The sequence below is a fragment of the Kosmotoga sp. DU53 genome (assembly GCF_001639905.1).
Taxonomy (GTDB): Bacteria; Thermotogota; Thermotogae; order Petrotogales; family Kosmotogaceae; genus Kosmotoga; species Kosmotoga olearia.
The window spans coordinates 1-17,463 of record NZ_JGCK01000071.1 but is presented as its reverse complement, the minus strand read 5'-3'; the positions used below and the strand labels follow the sequence as shown (position 1 = coordinate 17,463).

Sequence of the window (17,463 nt, the reverse complement as noted above, 5' to 3'; positions counted from 1 at the left end):
TTCTCTACTCCTTATATCTTGTATTATTTGCAAAGAGCGATTATGAGGTCATTGACATTAGTACCTGTAGGGCCTGTTTTTATTAAGCTGCCAACAGCATCGAGAGCGTGATAGGAGTCATTGTTGGCAAGAGCGCTTTCGATATTTATTCCTTTTTTCTTGAGTTTTTGGGCTGTATTTCCATCAGCGATCCCACCAGCTGCATCCGTTGGTCCATCAGTCCCGTCAGTACCTACCGAGGCGATAACCACTTCTCTTAATCCCTCTATTTTTGTTGCTGCTGCCAGTGCTAACTCTTGGTTTCTTCCACCTTTTCCATTACCGCGGACGTGAACCACCGTTTCTCCACCGAAAATTAATGCACAGGGTTTCTTTAAGGGGCGACTGCTGGTAACGACCTCGCGTATTATCGCCGCTATGAAGCTTCCGGCTTCCCGTGCTTCACAGTCAAGCGTTGTGGTGAAAATCATAGGTTCGTAACCGAGCATTTTTGCCCTTTCTGCAGCTACTTCACATACTCTGGATACGCTGCCTATTATCTCTGTTTCAACATTGTCAAGAGATTTCGGGGTTTCGTTTTTCAATACTTTGAGAAGTTCTGGACGTAGTTGAATACCGTACTTTTGAATGATTCTTATGGCATCTTCCCATGTGGTTGAATCAGGGTATGCCGGACCGGAAGCTATGCTATCCAATCTATCACCTAAAACGTCTGAGAGAACCAGCGCCAAAACTTTTGCCGGCTTGCAAAGGAGGGCAAAGCGCCCCCCTTTAACCGCCGACAATCGTTTTCTTATTGTATTTATTTCAACTATATCTGCACCTGATCTTAAAAGCTGGTTTGTTACGCCTGTCAGATCTTCAAGGGTTACACCTTCCTGAGGAACCTCAAATAATGCGGAACCGCCTCCCGAAACAAGAAATAGGACGGTGTCTTCCGGAGAAAGATTTGAGACCATTTTGAGAGCTTCACTGCTGGCTTTTATAGTATTTTCATCGGGGACAGGGTGCCCTGCTTCAAATATCTTCAAATCTCCGATTTTCCCCTGGCTGTGATGGTATTTTGTGATTACAACGCCAGATTTGATTTTATCGCCAACAATTTCATGAGCGGCTTTTGCCATCCGCCAGGCGGCTTTTCCAATTGCTACAAGAACTATTTTATCCGGGAGTTTTCTCTTTTTTATCGCTTCTTTTACCGCGTTGTCAGGAAGAACAGCCTTAATGGAATAATCAATGATATCTAAAGCGTCATTTCTGAGATCTGACAAGCTTTTCGCCTCCAATTATAAAACTCCAAGGCTTATTATCCATACCAGCACCGCAGCCGTCAACCTTCAAGCAGGGTGCCCAGGGTTTGCAACCTATAACCAAGTTTAACATCCATACGTGAGAACTGGGTAACAACCCAGAAATAACTATCGTTAGCGTGTGAAACAACCATGGAACCAGCACCGATTGCTACAACGACAAGTGCTTTAGCTACCGTTGAGGTAAATCCAAGAGGTTCCATAAGTGGTGCCATCAGCGATGCCGTTGTGATGATAGAAACCGTAGAAGATCCCTGTGCCGTCTTGATACCGGCAGCGATTATGAAAGGCAGCCATATGCCAAGATTGGCTCTTGCAAGGGTATCTCCTATGACTTTAGCTATTCCAGAATTTTGGAGAACTTTACCAAAGGCACCGCCCGCAGCAGTGATCATGATTATAATAGCGGCATTCACCAGAGCTTCTCCTACCCAACCGGATGTGGAAAGCATTTCTTTATCCAGTTTTTTTGGCAGGGTGAATGCAATGAGTATACCGATCATCAATGCGGTTACTGGATGTCCGATAAAGCCGATTAACTGCCTGAAGGCGCCATCGCCAAAAGGTCTTGTTGGAAAATCGGAAATGGATTTTAGTAGAATGAGAATTATGGGAACAACTATTGGAAGGAAAGCTTTAGAAGCGCTGGGTGCCTCTTTCATTTTTGCAGCTATATTTTCTTCTGTAAGCTCGGGTTCTGGATCGATCTTTATCCTTTTCCCTGCTCTCACGGCAAAAAGCCACCCTACTAGTAGTGCTGGAATTGATACTAAAAGTCCCCAGAGTATTACCACTCCTAAATCCGCTCCAAGTATTCCTGCTGCTGCTATCGGTCCAGGTGTTGGTGGAACCATCGTGTGAGTCGCGTAGAGACCTAGACTGAGCGCAATCGCACTGGCAGCAAGGGATATACCGGCTCGCTTTGTGAGTGCCTTATTCAGCGGACTGAGAATAACAAAGCCAGAGTCGCAGAAGACCGGTATAGAGACTATATAACCTATGATGCCCATAGCAAGCGGGACATTCTTTTTCCCGGTTACTTTCAGGACGCTTTCGGCCATTGTATAAGCACCGCCGGATTTTTCAAGAAAGGTTCCTATAATCGTTCCGGCGACGATGACAATTCCTATTGCTCCTACTGTGCCTCCGAATCCCCCGGTAATGGAAGAAATTATATCAGGTAGCTTCATTCCTGAAAGCAAACCGAATCCAAATGCAGCGAATAGCAGGGCCAGGAAAGGATGTAATTTCCATCTGACTGTCGAAATGATGATGAAGAATATGGAGAGGAACAACAAAATAACCAACCAAATTCCCATAATCTCACCCCCTGATATAGAATCACTCTCATATTCTAGAATAAAATAGTTAGAATTACTGACTATTTTGAGGATGAGAAAACAAAAGCTATGAGTTAAAATCGAAAAAGAAAAGGAGCAATAGCCGGAAAATGAAAGGAGATGGGAAAATATGAAGGCTGAAATCATCTCAGTAGGTACTGAGCTTTTACTTGGAGACATTCTTAACACAAATGCGCAATATCTTTCAAAAAAACTCGCAGAGCTGGGTATTTTCCTTTACAGGCAGACGGTAGTGGGCGACAATATGGATAGGATTCTTCAGGCTTTTGATGAAGCTTTTAAGCGCAGTGAGCTTGTAATAACAACAGGTGGGCTCGGACCTACTCAAGATGATCTCACGAAAGAAGCTGCGGCTAAGTTTTTTTCAAAAAAACTTGTTTTGCATAAACCCACATTGCAGGCGATAAAGGATTATTTCAAAGGTAGAGAGGAATACTTAACAGAGGGAAATCTGAAACAGGCATATATTCCTGAAGGTGCTATCGTCCTCGATAATTTCTATGGTACCGCGCCTGGATGTATTATCGAGGATTCCGGGAAAATACTAATCATTCTCCCGGGACCGCCTAAGGAAATGGAACCGATGTTTGAAACGGCTGTTATGCCATATCTTATGAAACTCCAGAATTGTGTGCTCTATTCTAAGGTCCTGCGAGTCTTTGGAATGGGTGAATGTCTTGTTGTTGAGAAGATCAAGGAGATAATTGAAAATCAGGACAACCCGACCATTGCTCCTTATGCTAAGGAAGGTGAGGTCCTTCTCAGAATAACAGCTCGAGCAGATAACAAAGAACTGGCTGAGGGAATGATAGCCCCTATTGAAAAGCAAATCCGGGAAAAACTTGGAGAATACATCTATGGTGTGGGTGAAGAAAGCCTGGAGGAGATTGTGGTAAATCTTTTAAGAAAAACAGGACTGACTATCTCCACGGCTGAATCATGCACAGGTGGGCTTGTTGCATCGAAGATAGTCAATGTTGCGGGAGTATCAAAGGTTTTCATGGAGGGAATAATTGCATACAGCAATGAGGCTAAAGTCAAAAGACTTGGCGTGAAAAAAGAAACTCTATCTAAATTCGGGGCTGTCAGTGAAGAAACGGCTATTGAAATGGCTTCTGGTATTGCGAAGAGTGCCGGAACAGACATTGGGCTCTCAATTACTGGAATAGCAGGACCAACCGGTGGTACACCTGAAAAGCCTGTTGGCCTTGTTTATCTCGGTCTCTATGTAAACGGTAAAACAGCGGTTAAAAAACTTCAGCTGGGAGGAGACAGGAATAAAATAAGAAACCGTGCGGCGATGTTTGCGCTCGATTTTGTGAGAAGAGCGCTGTTGCCCTTAGTTTGAAAGCATCGTTGAAGATTTTCGATGGTAGACCGCATGCGTTGTTAATTGTTGTTTTACTTCCGATAAACGTTGTGATTCTTAACAAAAATGTGGAGTTAACAATTCGGATTTAGAATGAAATAGAAAGTACGACCCCCCTATCCCCCTTAACGATAGACCCCCCACATTATCCGCCGGATCGTTGATCCGGTTTTTTTTTAAGGAATTTGCGGAAAAGTTATTTACTATAAAATCATGGTATAGGGCAGCTTTTCAGTTTTCCATGTTAGAATGATATTGGATGGAATAGTGGCTTTAATCGTTCTTATCAGCTTTGAATGGAGGGAATTAAGTTGAGTGAAATTGTCGTAGAAGGTGGCAGGAAATTAATCGGCGAAGTACCAATCAGCGGCTCAAAAAATGCGGCTCTTCCCATTCTGGCAGCTGCCGTTATGATAGATGAACCGGTTGTATTGGACAATGTACCGGAACTCAAAGATGTTTTCACAATGCTAACCATTCTCCAAAGAATCGGGAAGAAGGTGTCTTTCAGGGATAATAGGGTTGTTGTGGAACCGGGGAATGTTCTTATGGGAGATGTCCCTTACGAATTGGTTAGGATGATGAGGGCTTCTTTCAACGTTCTTGGCCCGCTGACAATGGTATGTGGATGGGCGAAAGTTGGGAAGCCGGGTGGCTGCAATATAGGTCAAAGACCAGTGGACTTTCACATTGAAGGTTTGAAGGCTTTAGGATTTTTGATAAAAGAGGAACATGGTGATGTCATAGCGAAAAAACCCTCGAGTTTTAAGGAAGAACTTTATTATAAACTGCCTTTTCCGAGTGTTGGTGCTACGGAACAGTTAATGACCGTAGCGGCACTCATGTCAGAAAGTAAGACGATAATAGAAAACGTCGCCAGAGAACCTGAAATACAGGACCTTCAGAATTTTCTCAACAAAGCAGGTGCGAAGATTAAAGGTGCAGGAACCGATAGAATAGAAATTGAGGGTGTGGAGAAACTTCATGGAATCGAGTATCACATTATACCCGACAGAATAGAAGCGGGAACTTATTTACTTGCAGGTGTTTCAACCAGAGGCAGAGTGAAAGTCTCAAATGTGATACCGGAACATCTCGAAGCCTTGCTGAAAGTGCTGGATGAGCTTGGAGTAAGTATAACTTGCGATAAAAATAGTATAGAGGTTTCTGTTTCTGGCGAGCTAAAGCCAATTCGTGTTTCCACGGCACCTTATCCTGGTTTTCCAACGGATTTGCAGCCAATGCTCACAGCTGTACTCTGTACAGTTCCGGGAGAGTCGATAATCGAAGAGAAGGTTTTTGAAAACAGGTTTGGTTATGTAGATGAGATGAACAGAATGAGTGCAAATATAAAAGTCATGAACAGGGTCGCTCATATAGTAGGAGTAGAAAAACTGAGTGGAGCCCAGATATATGCACCCGATATAAGGGCGACTGCCGGCATGCTTATTGCAGCTCTTTCAGCAGAAGGTCAAACAGTGATAAAGAATGCAGCGCATATATTTAGAGGCTACGAAAAATTGAAAGAAAAATTTAACCGCGATAGGGGCACAGATAGAGATATATCCTGAGGAGTGAAGCAATTAGATGAAGTACCCGGTGTATTTAGAAAAGGTTGAGAACGGATATCTTGATTCGCTCATAGAAACCATAGAAAAAGAACTGGATGCCTGCACGCTCTGTCCGAAAAACTGTCGGGTTAATAGAAATGCTGGAGTTACAGGTTACTGTAAACAGCAAAAAAACCCGAGAGTTTCCAGTGTTGTGCTTCATTTTGGAGAGGAGCCACCGCTGGTAGGAGAAGGAGGAGCCGGAGCGGTATTTTTCAGCGGTTGTTCGATGGGATGTGTCTATTGCCAGAATTTTGGATTCAGTCAAAACAACACTGGTAAGAATTTTACTTTTGAAGAACTTGGTGAGATGTTTTTAGAGATTCAAAAGGAAGGGGCGGAAACTCTTGATCTGGTTACTCCTACGCCAAATCTGCCTGGAATACTGAAAGCTTTAAAGTACGCCGTTGAAAAAGGGTTTAAGCTTCCGATTGTTTATAATACCAGTGGTTATGAGAAGGTTGAAACGCTCAGGTTACTTGAAGGAATAGTCGATATTTACCTGACGGATATACGTTATTGTGATGATGAGATAGGGAAAATCTATTCAAGAGTTCCGGATTATTGGAGCGTCACTAAAAGGGCTGTTAAAGAAATGTTCAGACAGGTTGGGGCTTTCAAGGAAGTTGACGGAATGAAGCGCGGAGTCATTATCAGGCACCTTGTGTTGCCAAATGGGATAGCGGGTACAGGAGAAATGGCAGAATTTGTTGCTTTCGAACTTTCGCTTTCCGTTCCAATATCCCTTATGTCCCAATACAGGCCGGTATATAAAGCAAAGGAGTATCCAGAGATATCCCGTAGGATAAGTGTTGAGGAATATGAAAATGCCCTGGATATTCTTGAAGCTTATGGATTAACTGGCTGGATGCAACATTTTGAGAGCAAGGAACCTTTTAGGGCTAAACCGTTGAGGAGGAGAATATGATTTTTCCCCTTTCCTTTTTGATCTGGATGATGCTAGAGCCTTCGCTTAGTTCAGACAATCTATTTTTTGCCCTTCTTTCCGCAAGCATTTCCTGGCTTGTTGGTCGAAAAGTCATCCCGAAGGGAAACGGTTTCAAGGTGCTAACAAAGTTGGTTTTCAAATATCCGATGGCGGTTTTTCAGGCTTTCAGATTGCTTTTAACCCGACAGCTTTTTTCAATTACAGAAACAGTCTCACCGGATAACAGGATAGATGAATTCGGAAAAATTGTCTCTATAACACTAACACCTGAAGAATTGGTTGTGCACAAAGACAGGAACAAACTTATCATCCATGGGGTGAAAGAAAAATGATAACCTATACGGCGCTTGCCGTTACAGTTTTTTCTGTTTTGATCCTTTTCCTATATTCCAGAGACAGAAATCCCTGGAAGCTTCTCGTTGCCTATTCGTCGATAACCGTGAAAGTACTTGTGCTGCTCCTTTTTTTGGGGCTTTTGTTTGAAATCAGATATCTATCTGAGATAATCCTTATTTTTCTTTTCTTAAATGCTGGTGGAACGATAATAGCCGCGTACTTTTTGGGAGTGAGGAACAGCAAATGAGAATACTTGCATTTCTCTTTTTCTTCAGTGGGTGTTTCCTTGTTTTAATTGGTACTTTAAGAGCCATATTTGCTCATGGCATAGTTCAGGCATTGCATTTTCTTGGGGCTTCTGACACGGTTGGACTGAGCTTATTAGCTCTTTCGGCCTTCTTTTTCGGGCTTATATCATTTCTTGAAATGCTGGTGTTGATAGGAATACTTGTTGTTTCCGGTCCGGTAGTTTCTCATGTTATCAGCAGGGCTTTTTTAAGTTCCCGGAGGAGATAGAATGCTCTTTGCCGTACTCATTTTCTCATCGCTTTACCTTCTGGCAGCGTTGGCTATTGTTGGCGCGAAAACAAACTTCAAAGCAGTTATATGGTACGGGATTCTCGGTTTCTTTTCTTCTGTGATGATGCTTTTACTCGGAGCTCCTGATGTTGCGTTAACCCAATTTACAGTCGGTGTTACTCTTGTTATCCTTGTTTATATCATGGCAATCCGAAAACAGCGAAGGGTCAGGGTGGGTTACATTTCCACTCCGTACATGATCTACAAGCGTAATGAAGACCTCGACGGACTGGAATGGGAAATTATCTCCAGAATACAGGGGCTTGAAGGGTACCATATAGAACCCTTTGAGTTTGAGAATGTTCAAAAGGCACTTGAAGCTCTAAAAGCGGGAACGGTTGATATAGTTTGTGGCGGTTTGACAGATGAAAGTGTGGAAGATGCGTGGTTTTTTGTGAAAATTCCCTATCTTAAAACCATATTCTTCAAACTTGGAGATAAGGAGGTAGATTACCTTCACCTCAAATCTCTAAGAACTACTGAGGAGAAGGTTGAGGCTGTTCCTACACGAAAAACGCATTATGTCTTTCTGCTGGCTGAAACGGCTGAAGATTTGAAGAACTTTGTGATATCTGATCTGAAGGGGCTTGAAGCAACAGGGGAGCTCAAAAAAATAGTGGAGAGGTATCTATGAATCTGAAAAAAATTGCTGCGGTCATTCTTGTGGTTTATATTTTTACTCTGTTTATTTTTCAGATTGATTTTTCAGCCACAAAGGCTGCTGAAGCGGTTGAAGGGAAAATAGAAACCCTCGTGGAGAAAGTAAGAATCCCAAATACGGTTACCTCTGTTTATCTTCAATCGAGGGTTTACGATACCCTTTTTGAAGTGCTTGTTTTTTCGGTTGCTGTTGTTGGTGTTACGAGTATGCTGAAATCTGAACCCAAAAGCGAAATATCCGAACAAACTGTTTTTGGAACGGCTGAGGTATATAGCTCAGGTATTGTTGCCATTTCCATTACAGTCTTCCTTTACGTGGTTCTTAATGGGCATCTGTCGCCCGGAGGAGGTTTCGCAGGTGGAGTAATACTCGCCAGCAGCATAGTGCTTTATGGAGTTTCCTCGAACTTTATAAGGGCGTTATCTCACTATGAGAATATGCGTGTGAAGATCATAGAAAACCTTGCGTTGATAATCACCCTTTCTATTATGACAATGAGCGTCACTTTCCCCGATTTTATCCTTGCTATAAATGAGAAACAGAGCTATGGTAGCATTCTCAGCGGAGGGGTTATTCCGCTGGTAAATCTTTTGGTTGGGATCAAAGTCTATGCGGGTTCCTGGAAAATGACGAGTGAATTTGTCGTGAGAAGGGGGACATTATGATAAGTGAGGTAGCCATATACACCTCGTTGATCGGAGCCTTTCTGGGAACATTGGGCATGCTTTTGACGCCCAATTTGATAAAAAAGATACTGGCTCTTGGTATCGTGGAAACTTCAGTCACGCTTTTCTATACAGCGATATCTTCGAAAAGCGGTACCAGTGCGCCGATAATCCCTTATTTGCCTATCGAGAGGTTGCGGTATGCTGATCCTGTACCTCAAGCAGTGGTAATAACCAGCATAGTTATAGGTTTTACAATTTTGAGTTTATTGCTCGTTTTCACCATAATGCTTCACAACAGGTATCATACCGTTGATGTAAATCTGATAGAAAAGATTCTCGAAGGAGAGGAGAAATGATACTTTACATAAGCCTTATTCCGCTTTTTCTCGGTGGCCTATCGCTTATACTCAATCGTCACAGGAAAATAACCGTGGCCTTGACGTTCGTATCGTTGGTATCTTCAGCGATAATATTGATCCTTAATATCGGTAACAGTTACGAGACAGTGATAGGAAATTGGGGAACGTTAGGTATATCCATAGGGTACGATGAAATAGCTTTGCCTTTCCTTCTTGCTGTAGTGGTAGTTCTTTTTGCTGTGACTTTGAATTCCCTTCACAAGGATTATGATGGAATTTTTTATGCTCTCATAACCTTGCTTTTGGGCTCATTGAACGCGGTTTTTATAACGCGGGATCTTTTCAATGTGTATGTTACCTTTGAACTTGCATCGATAATAAGTTTCATATTGATAGCTTATGGTAGGAAAGGAAAACAGATCTGGGCTTCGTTGAAATATATGTTGATATCAGCCCTTGGCTTTAATTTCTACCTCATCGGAATAGGGCTCGTTTACATGCGAAGCGGGACCTTCTCTTTTTCTGCTATGGATAACATGGATAAACTACCTGCTATGCTTATATTTGTGGGCCTTTCCGTAAAATCGGGTTTGTTCTTGCTTTCAATGTGGCTTCCGGATGCGCATGCCAACGCCATAACTGAGATTTCTCCCGTACTTTCCGGATTAATGGTCAAAATAGAGGATTACCTTGTAATACGTTTTCTCCAATACAGTTCCTTTGAATGGCTCAGGGGAGTTTACCTCATAGTGGGATCCGCCAGTGCCGTTGCTGGTGTGATCTTTGCGATGAATGCCAGGAAGGCGAAGAATATTCTGGCTTACCATACATTTTCGCAGATCGGTTTCATAATTGCAGCGAGCAACATCGCCGCGGCATGGCATGCTTTCAGTCACGCTGTTTTTAAGGGACTTCTTTTCATGACAGCAGGAAACATCTATGAGAGGCTTGGTACACAGAATATAAAAGAATGGAACGGGAAGGTACGCCTGAGGGAATATATCCCCCTTCTCGTGGGATCAGCGGCAATCGCTGGTGCACCCTTAACATCCGGTTTCGTCACCAAGAACGGCATAATGGATTCCATCGTGGGACCGGCAAAATATCTCCTGGTGATAGCTTCTGTTGGAACGGTAATCAGCTTCGCTAAATTTGTCTTTATACGCACATCAAAAGAAAGAACTCAACTGCCATGGAATGTTATGCTCGCTTATGCCATCATGATTTTCACGATATTTGCTCATGGGATAATAGAATTTGACTCACATCATGTTTTAGATGCCCTGGTGATGATCGCAGCTGGAATTCCGTTGTATTTCATGGTAAGAAAATCCTTCAGACCTTTACCCAAAACCTTCGAAAGGCTTGACAATGCTTTACTGATTTATCTCATATTCTTCGCGATAATGCTGACGTTTATTATTTGAGAGGGTAAAATCCGAGAATCCGAGAACCGGTAGCTGCTACGCAGCGCTCCGAATCCCTTCGGGATTGCTACGACCGGCTGCGCCGGTGTAACGAACTCCTTCGGAGTTGTTCCGAACCACTGCGTGGTTGGAAAGCAGGACGCTTGCAAAGGCTGTCAGCTGATGAAGCGACGCTCGCGAGGCTGAGGCTTGCGACGCTGTCATTCTTTAGAAGTCAACGGATAACTGTCATTCTGGAAATGTTTAATCCAGAATCTTCTCCGCTCACCGTCATTCTGGAAATCTTTTATCCAGAATTTTGTTTTCCCAAGTGCGAGATCCTGAATCAAGTTCAGGATGACGGGTTAGGGGTGTTCAGGATGACGGGTTCTGTTTATAAAGGGCGAAGCCGGACACAGCGTCTGCAAGCATCTATTATTTCCCCACTCCGAAGGAGTGCTCACCCCTGACGTAGTCAGGCTTACCCCCAGCGCAGCTGGGCTCACCCCCGCGAAGCGTGCTAACTAGCCGCACAGCGGCCCTCTCGGTTCTCGGACTCTCGGACTCCCGATTCTTATCAGGAGTTCGTGTCAATTCCGAAAGGGATTCGCGACGCCGCAAAGCAGCTTTCTCGGGCTCTCGGATTCTCGGATCTCGATTCTTAATATCTTTCCTTCTCCCTCCATTCTGTAATAAGCGCGATTGCAGAGGGTCCAAGGTGTGTTACGACAACGGGCTCTGGTTCGGTTATGAAAATCTCGGCTCCTTTGAATCTTTCCGCTAATATTTCTTCCAAGTATTTTGCGTCATCTTCTCTATTTACATGTAGAATAGCGATTCGCTTGATTTCTTTTCCTGCCATAGGAGTGGTGGCTCTTTTAATCAATTCAGCAAGTAAGCGTTTGTTTCCGCGGACGCTACCAACTGGAACGAGTTCCCCATTTTCTACTGCAATGACCGGTTTTACGTTCAATATGTTTCCCATCAGAGTCTTTGCTTTTCCTATTCGGCCACCTTTGTACAGGTAATTTAGAGAACCCACGGAGAGATACAATCTTATATTTTTATGGAATTCTTCGGCATACTTAACGAGCTCATCGAGACTTTTTCCCTGGTCTATCATTGACTTCAAATTCATTACGAGGAAACCCAGCGCGTAATTTGTCAGTTTTGAATCGACGATGCGTATATTTATATCCAGCATAGAAGCCGCGATGGAAGCTGAATCAAAGGTTCCGCTGAGCTTTGCTGAAATCACAGGTACGATAAGCGCATCGTATTCCGTTGATAACTCTCTGAAAACCTCATAAAAATCTTGTGGACTGGGTTGAGAGGTCATTGGCAGAATTTTAGCATTTTCCAGTTCTTCGTAGTATGTTTTCTTATCGATCTCAGTTGCTTTGTAATATTCTCCCCCTTTTTGTATGTAAAGGGATACAACTCTTACTTTGAGTTTTTTTAATATATCTTTTTCAAGCCCGCAAGTGCTATCAGTCACAATACCGATTTTCATTTTCTATCACCTCCACAAGGTATGTTGCAATGGGGTGCCAGAGGAATTTAGCACATAATCGTTCGATTTTCGTACGCCAATACAGTCAATGCTGTTCGGAAACTGTACATAACAGGAGAATGCTGTATAATTTCAATGTATCAAATCCATAAGGAGGCGATTAGTTGCCAGTAAGAAAAATAACGATTCCTCACGATGTTGAGATTAGAGAGCTTTTTGGGGAGTACGACAGAAAAGCCAAGTATCTTCAGGATAGGTTCAAGGTAAAGTTATCCATAATAGGTAATGAAGTTTGGATCAAAGGCGAGGATGCAGAAAACCTGGATATGGTGGAAGAAATAGTAAATGAATTGATAGAAATGAACCGTGACGGTCATTTGATAGATTGGAGAGAGTTTGAGTACATGGTTGAGCAACATCAGATTCACGGAAAAGGTTCATCAGAGTTTAAAGGATACTATCGTGAGGTTAAGAATTCCACGTTGGTGGCAAGTCGGGTAAAAGCAAAGACCGTTGGTCAAAAACATTATCTTGATTCCATGAGAAAAAATGAAGTTGTTTTTGCCATAGGGCCCGCGGGAACAGGAAAAACTTATCTTGCTGTGGCGATGGCTGTTGATTTTTTGAGATCGGGAAAGGTCCAGAGAATAATTTTGACCCGACCTGCGGTAGAGGCAGGGGAGAGGTTAGGGTTCCTGCCCGGAACGCTTATGGAAAAAGTGGATCCCTATCTCAGACCGCTCTACGATTCACTTATAGATATTTTACCCGTTGATAGGTTGAGCTATTACAAAGAGCAGGGAATTGTTGAAGTCGTGCCCCTCGCCTACATGCGTGGTAGAACTTTGAACAATTCTTTCATAATACTTGATGAGGCTCAGAATACAACGTATCAGCAGATGAAAATGTTCTTAACCAGAATAGGGTTCAATTCAAGGGTGGTCGTTACCGGTGATATAACGCAGATAGACTTAGAAAGCAGTGGAGATTCAGGTCTTGTTATCATTCAAAAGATTTTGAAGGGAATTCAGAGTGTTGACTTCGTTTACCTTACGGAGCATGATGTTGTTAGAAATCCAATTGTGAAAGAGATCATAAGAGCTTACGATGTCTATGAAAGAGAGGCAAAGGAAAATGATCGCTGAAAACTCCGTGGGTTTTTTACGTAGATTACGAAAAAGCCTTTCGCTGGATAGAGTAACGAATCTTCTGTTACTTCCGGTAATGATCGCTTTGCTCAGCAGGGTTTCTTTTTTCTCTTTACCGGATAACAAATTTACTTTTTTCATTGGTGCCATCGTTTTCTGGTACATACTTGTCGAGGGGTCATTTGAATCCAATCATTTTTTCAGACTTCATAGAAGTTATCGCTATACTGTTTTCATGATTGTGAGTATAGGTGTTTTCGTAAATTCCTTTATTTCAGTAGTCGTGCCCTCGGAATTCTCGCTGGTAATAACCCCTATCTTTCTTGGGACGGCCACCGTTACGATTTTAGTTGGCTATGAGGTGGGAATTGCGACGGGTTTGTTTATGGCTTACCTTTCTGCTTTTTCTATTGGAACCATTGAGAGTTTCGTAATCTTTTCCACGATTGCTCTCATCAGCACATTGACGACCAGAAATATACTGAGAAGGATAAATATTGCCCGGGCTGGATTCGAAACTGGTATTATCTTCGCTTTGATCCTCTTTGCACGTTCGTTTTTTGAGGTCAAATTGAGTTTGCTGCAGCTCGTGATCTCTTTCTTCAACCCTGTTTTTTCAGCAATAATAGTAATCGGGATACTACCGTATATAGAATACGCAAGCAGAATATACTCGAATATAGGTCTTCTGGAGCTGGGGAATCTATCCCACCCCCTTTTGAAGAGCCTGTCTTTAAGCGCGCCGGGAACGTATCAACACAGCGTTTCAATCGCGAACCTCGCTGAAATCGCGGCAGAAGAGATAGGTGCGAATCCTATACTTGCAAGGGTTGCGGCGTACTTTCACGATATAGGGAAATCTAAAAGACCTCAATATTTCACCGAAAACCAGCGTGGATTGAATCCCCATGAAAGCCTTAGCCCTTCTATGTCAAACCTTGTAATTAACGAGCATGTAAAATTAGGCGTCGAATTGGCGAAAAAGTACAGGCTTCCAATACTAGTCGAAGATGTCATTAGGGAACATCACGGTACGCGGATTAAGAAATATTTCTATCACAAGGCGAAAACCTCTGGTGAGGATAATCCCGATTCCTTTAGATATCCTGGTCCCAAACCGAGGTTCAAAGAGTCGGGAATAATAATGCTTGCAGACTCTGTGGAAGCCGCTTTTAAGAGTTTGAAAGATCCGACGCCCGGAAAGATTCAGGAACTGGTAGAAGAGGTTGTTAACGGGATATACAATGAACGACAGCTCGACAAGAGCGGTTTGAATCTCGAAGATCTTGAAAAGATCATAGAAGCTTTTACTCGAGTCCTCATAAGTATGAGTCAGGCAAGGATAGAATATCCAAAAGAGAAGGTTGAAAAGGTGGTAAGAATCAATGAAAATAATCATAAATAATGCTACAAGCAAGGAAGTTGATACAGACAGATTAAAAGAATTGATCGTGAAAATATTGGAAAGTGAATTGGACGAATTACCAGATTCAACTTTGAATGTATTGCTCACAACTGATGAAGAGATGACTTATTACAACGAAACTTACAGGCATAAAAAGGGTCCAACGGATGTTCTTTCCTTCGAATACGGACTGGATGATCCAGAAGCGGTAGGAGATATAGTGATTTCTCTGGAAACGATAGAGAAGCAGGCAAAAGAGTTCGGGAACACCTTTCAGGAAGAGCTTTCACTTATGCTTATACACGGGGTTTTGCATATACTTGGTTACGATCATGAAGGAGATGAAGAAGAGGCAAAAATAATGTTTGAAAAACAGGAAGACTACTTCAATAAATACGGTAAGAACATCTCTATATAAAACAGCTAAGTAGTTCGAAGGAGGGATAATCTTGTCAGTAGTACGTCCATTTAGAGCAGTAAGACCAAAAGCCGAGCTCGTTGAAAAAGTGAACTGTCCTCCCTACGACGTGGTTAGTTATGAAGAGGCAAAGGAATATGGAAAGACTCCGGAAAGTTTCATGCACATCATCCGTGCGGAGATCGATCTTCCAGAGGGAACACCTCATTACGGAAAACCTGTTTATGAAAAAGCGCGTGATAACCTGAGAGAATTCATTGAAAAAGGAATTCTCGTTCAAGATGACGAACCGCGGTACTACATTTATTGGCAAAAGATGGGAGACCACGTTCAGATAGGTGTTGTTGGATGTGCATCGGTTGACGAATACCAGAAAGGTCTCATCAAAAAGCATGAACTCACAAGACAGGACAAGGAAGATGATAGAGCCAACCATGTTTATACGGTTGGAGCGAATACCGGTCCTGTGTTCTTAACTTTCCGCTCTACCGGGAAATTTGACAACCTTCTTAAAGAGCTCGTCGAAAAGCTAACCCCAATTTATGACTTTACTGATGAAAATGGTGTAATTCACAGAGTGTATCCTGTAAAAGAAAAAGAAGACATAGAAAAAGTAGAGAAAGCTTTTGAAGAGATTCCCGCTCTCTATATAGCTGATGGTCATCACAGAGCGGCATCTGCTTCCCGCGTCAGGGAAATGATGAAATCAGAAAACCCAGCTCATACGGGTACGGAAGAATACAATTTCTTCCTTTCCGTTATATTTCCTCACAGTCACCTTCAAGTTCTTGATTACAACAGAGTTGTTAAAGATCTGAATGGGCTCAGCAAAGAGGAATTCCTTGAAAAGATTGGTGAAAAGTTCGAGGTTTCAGAGGCACCTGAGGCTCCGTACAAGCCCAAGAAAAAACATGAATTTGGAATGTACCTTGACGGCAAATGGTACGTTTTGCGAGCTAAGCCCGGTAGCTTCGATGAAAATGATCCTGTGAAAAGTCTGGATGCTTCCATACTTCAGGAAAATCTGTTGCACCCGATACTCGGCATTGAGAATCCCAGAAAAGATCCCAGAATTGATTTTATAGGTGGAATTAGAGGACTTGGCGCACTTGAAAAGAGGGTTAATGAAGGTTGGGCAGTAGCTTTTTCAATGTTCCCAACATCGATTGATGAGCTCATGACGGTGGCGGATAAGGGCATGATAATGCCACCAAAATCCACATGGTTTGAACCAAAACTCAGAAGTGGACTCTTCGTGCATTTGTTGAAATGAGAATAAAGGTAGCGGCCGTCATAGTTGCTGGTGGTAAGGGAACACGCTTTGGCGCGAATGTTCCTAAACAATTTATCAAGCTTGAAGGAAAGGAAATATTTGTGAGATCCGTGGAAATCTTCCACGGGTCTCCTTTTATTTCACATACAGTTCTTGTGATGAATCCAGACTGGATTGACAAAGCAAAAGAGATTCTTTCTTGTTATGAATTGGATGATGTCGTAGTAGTTTCTGGTGGTGAAACACGTCAGCTGTCAGTATTGAATGGTCTTAAAGCTCTTGAGCCTGTCAAACCTGACATTGTGATGATTCATGATGCGGCACGCCCGCTTTTCGAGAAAAATTGCATTCCTAAAATTATTGCTTCAGTTGAACCCGAAATTGGTGTTGTTGTAACTGAACCCGCAAAAGAAACTCTATATATCGTAAAAGATGGTTTTGTGGAGAAAGTTCCGGACAGATCTTTTTACTGGCACGCTAAAACCCCTCAGAGTTTCTTCTTCGCAGAAATTCTTGAAGCTCATCTTCACGCACTGGAACAGGGAATAACCAACGCTACCGATGACTCTCAGCTTTTCCTCAGAGTTGGCAAAAAAGTAAAAATTCTTGAATGTGGCGGGAAAAACCCTAAAATAACTACTGCTCAAGATTTGGCAGAAGCTTCGTGTGTATTAAAATTAAATAAACCGAGATCCGAGAATTGAGAAACCGAGAACCGGTAGCTGCTGCGCAGCGACAAGAATCCCTTCGGGATTGACACGACCAGCTACGCCGGTGTTACGAACTCCTTTGGAGTTGTTCCGAACCACTACGTGGTTGATAAAAAAACGTTGTGGGTTGTGCGTTGTAGGTTGTACGTGACAATCGACATATTTACCCCCTAAAAGGATTGGACAAAAGAAGCCCAACAGCATAGAATAAAGGAAAGAAAAAGGGGGTAAAAGGAATGAAAGGAAAAACACCGCGAAGATACAGTTCAGAATTCAAAATCAAGTTGGTTAAGGAGTATTTAGGAACAAACAAGAGTTACAGAGAATTGGGAGTCGAATATGATGTGGATGCTTCACTTATCATGAGTTGGGTAAAGCGCTACGAAAG

The 17,463-nt window shown here is 42.7% G+C and carries 17 protein-coding genes and 2 pseudogenes; 16 read left to right on the top strand and 3 right to left on the bottom strand.

Going from position 1 to position 17,463, the window contains the following annotated elements; translation table 11 throughout:
* Positions 1 to 23: 23 nt before the first annotated feature.
* Positions 24 to 1,271 carry a glycerate kinase gene (locus tag DU53_RS09515; RefSeq protein ID WP_015869097.1) on the bottom strand — a complete coding sequence of 416 codons (1,248 nt, stop codon included), beginning with the start codon at positions 1,269 to 1,271 and terminating at the stop codon, positions 24 to 26.
* A 15-nt stretch (positions 1,272 to 1,286) separates the two neighbouring features.
* Positions 1,287 to 2,629, bottom strand: a pseudogene (locus tag DU53_RS09510) (GntP family permease).
* 151 nt (positions 2,630 to 2,780) lie between these two features.
* Here DU53_RS09510 and DU53_RS09505 point away from each other — a divergent pair.
* The 10 genes and pseudogenes from DU53_RS09505 (at position 2,781) to DU53_RS09460 (ending at position 10,629) form a co-directional block, all read left to right on the top strand.
* Positions 2,781 to 4,019 (top strand): competence/damage-inducible protein A, encoded by a 1,239-nt coding sequence (locus DU53_RS09505; protein ID WP_015869099.1) that lies wholly within the window; start codon positions 2,781 to 2,783, stop codon positions 4,017 to 4,019.
* A 332-nt stretch (positions 4,020 to 4,351) separates the two neighbouring features.
* A pseudogene (murA, locus tag DU53_RS09500) lies at positions 4,352 to 5,618 on the top strand (UDP-N-acetylglucosamine 1-carboxyvinyltransferase).
* Positions 5,619 to 5,627: 9 nt separating this feature from the next.
* Positions 5,628 to 6,578: a radical SAM protein gene (locus tag DU53_RS09495; RefSeq protein WP_063728495.1), complete on the top strand. Its 951-nt coding sequence runs from the start codon at positions 5,628 to 5,630 to the stop codon at positions 6,576 to 6,578.
* On the top strand, positions 6,575 to 6,931 hold the full coding sequence (locus tag DU53_RS09490; RefSeq protein ID WP_063728493.1) for a hypothetical protein: 357 nt from the start codon (positions 6,575 to 6,577) through the stop codon (positions 6,929 to 6,931). Before DU53_RS09495 ends, DU53_RS09490 begins: the two co-directional genes overlap by 4 nt.
* Positions 6,928 to 7,182, top strand: a complete 255-nt coding sequence (locus DU53_RS09485; RefSeq protein ID WP_063728492.1) for a hypothetical protein — start codon at positions 6,928 to 6,930, stop codon at positions 7,180 to 7,182. Before DU53_RS09490 ends, DU53_RS09485 begins: the two co-directional genes overlap by 4 nt.
* Positions 7,179 to 7,451 carry a monovalent cation/H(+) antiporter subunit G gene (locus DU53_RS09480; RefSeq protein ID WP_015869104.1) on the top strand — a complete coding sequence of 91 codons (273 nt, stop codon included), beginning with the start codon at positions 7,179 to 7,181 and terminating at the stop codon, positions 7,449 to 7,451. Before DU53_RS09485 ends, DU53_RS09480 begins: the two co-directional genes overlap by 4 nt.
* 1 nt (position 7,452) lies before the next feature.
* Entirely contained in the window at positions 7,453 to 8,148 is a 696-nt protein-coding gene (locus DU53_RS09475) for a hydrogenase subunit MbhD domain-containing protein (protein WP_063728490.1), read from the top strand.
* On the top strand, positions 8,145 to 8,840 hold the full coding sequence (locus DU53_RS09470; RefSeq protein WP_063728488.1) for an MnhB domain-containing protein: 696 nt from the start codon (positions 8,145 to 8,147) through the stop codon (positions 8,838 to 8,840). The genes DU53_RS09475 and DU53_RS09470 overlap by 4 nt, the downstream gene beginning before the upstream one ends.
* Positions 8,837 to 9,199 carry a Na+/H+ antiporter subunit C gene (locus DU53_RS09465; RefSeq protein WP_015869107.1) on the top strand — a complete coding sequence of 121 codons (363 nt, stop codon included), beginning with the start codon at positions 8,837 to 8,839 and terminating at the stop codon, positions 9,197 to 9,199. The genes DU53_RS09470 and DU53_RS09465 overlap by 4 nt, the downstream gene beginning before the upstream one ends.
* Positions 9,196 to 10,629: a proton-conducting transporter membrane subunit gene (locus DU53_RS09460; protein ID WP_082853909.1), complete on the top strand. Its 1,434-nt coding sequence runs from the start codon at positions 9,196 to 9,198 to the stop codon at positions 10,627 to 10,629. The genes DU53_RS09465 and DU53_RS09460 overlap by 4 nt, the downstream gene beginning before the upstream one ends.
* Before the next feature lie 640 nt (positions 10,630 to 11,269).
* Here the strand turns inward: DU53_RS09460 and DU53_RS09455 are convergent.
* Positions 11,270 to 12,121 carry a DegV family protein gene (locus DU53_RS09455; protein ID WP_063728486.1) on the bottom strand — a complete coding sequence of 284 codons (852 nt, stop codon included), beginning with the start codon at positions 12,119 to 12,121 and terminating at the stop codon, positions 11,270 to 11,272.
* Positions 12,122 to 12,285: 164 nt separating this feature from the next.
* On the opposite strand from DU53_RS09455, the gene DU53_RS09450 reads away from it, so the two are divergent.
* The 6 genes from DU53_RS09450 to DU53_RS09425 all read left to right on the top strand — a co-directional run.
* Positions 12,286 to 13,266: a PhoH family protein gene (locus tag DU53_RS09450; protein WP_015869110.1), complete on the top strand. Its 981-nt coding sequence runs from the start codon at positions 12,286 to 12,288 to the stop codon at positions 13,264 to 13,266.
* Positions 13,235 to 14,674, top strand: coding sequence for an HDIG domain-containing metalloprotein (locus DU53_RS09445; protein WP_049753273.1), 1,440 nt, complete (start codon positions 13,235 to 13,237; stop codon positions 14,672 to 14,674). Before DU53_RS09450 ends, DU53_RS09445 begins: the two co-directional genes overlap by 32 nt.
* Positions 14,655 to 15,092, top strand: coding sequence for an rRNA maturation RNase YbeY (ybeY, locus tag DU53_RS09440; protein WP_015869112.1), 438 nt, complete (start codon positions 14,655 to 14,657; stop codon positions 15,090 to 15,092). The genes DU53_RS09445 and ybeY overlap by 20 nt, the downstream gene beginning before the upstream one ends.
* Before the next feature lie 31 nt (positions 15,093 to 15,123).
* The gene (locus DU53_RS09435; RefSeq protein WP_015869113.1) at positions 15,124 to 16,365 is read left to right on the top strand and encodes a DUF1015 domain-containing protein; all 1,242 of its coding nucleotides are present in this window, start codon (positions 15,124 to 15,126) and stop codon (positions 16,363 to 16,365) included.
* Positions 16,362 to 17,069, top strand: coding sequence for a 2-C-methyl-D-erythritol 4-phosphate cytidylyltransferase (ispD, locus tag DU53_RS09430; protein WP_015869114.1), 708 nt, complete (start codon positions 16,362 to 16,364; stop codon positions 17,067 to 17,069). Before DU53_RS09435 ends, ispD begins: the two co-directional genes overlap by 4 nt.
* A gap of 242 nt (positions 17,070 to 17,311) precedes the next feature.
* Positions 17,312 to 17,463 (top strand): transposase (locus DU53_RS09425; RefSeq protein WP_153020852.1); only part of this gene is annotated, 152 nt, incomplete at its 3' end.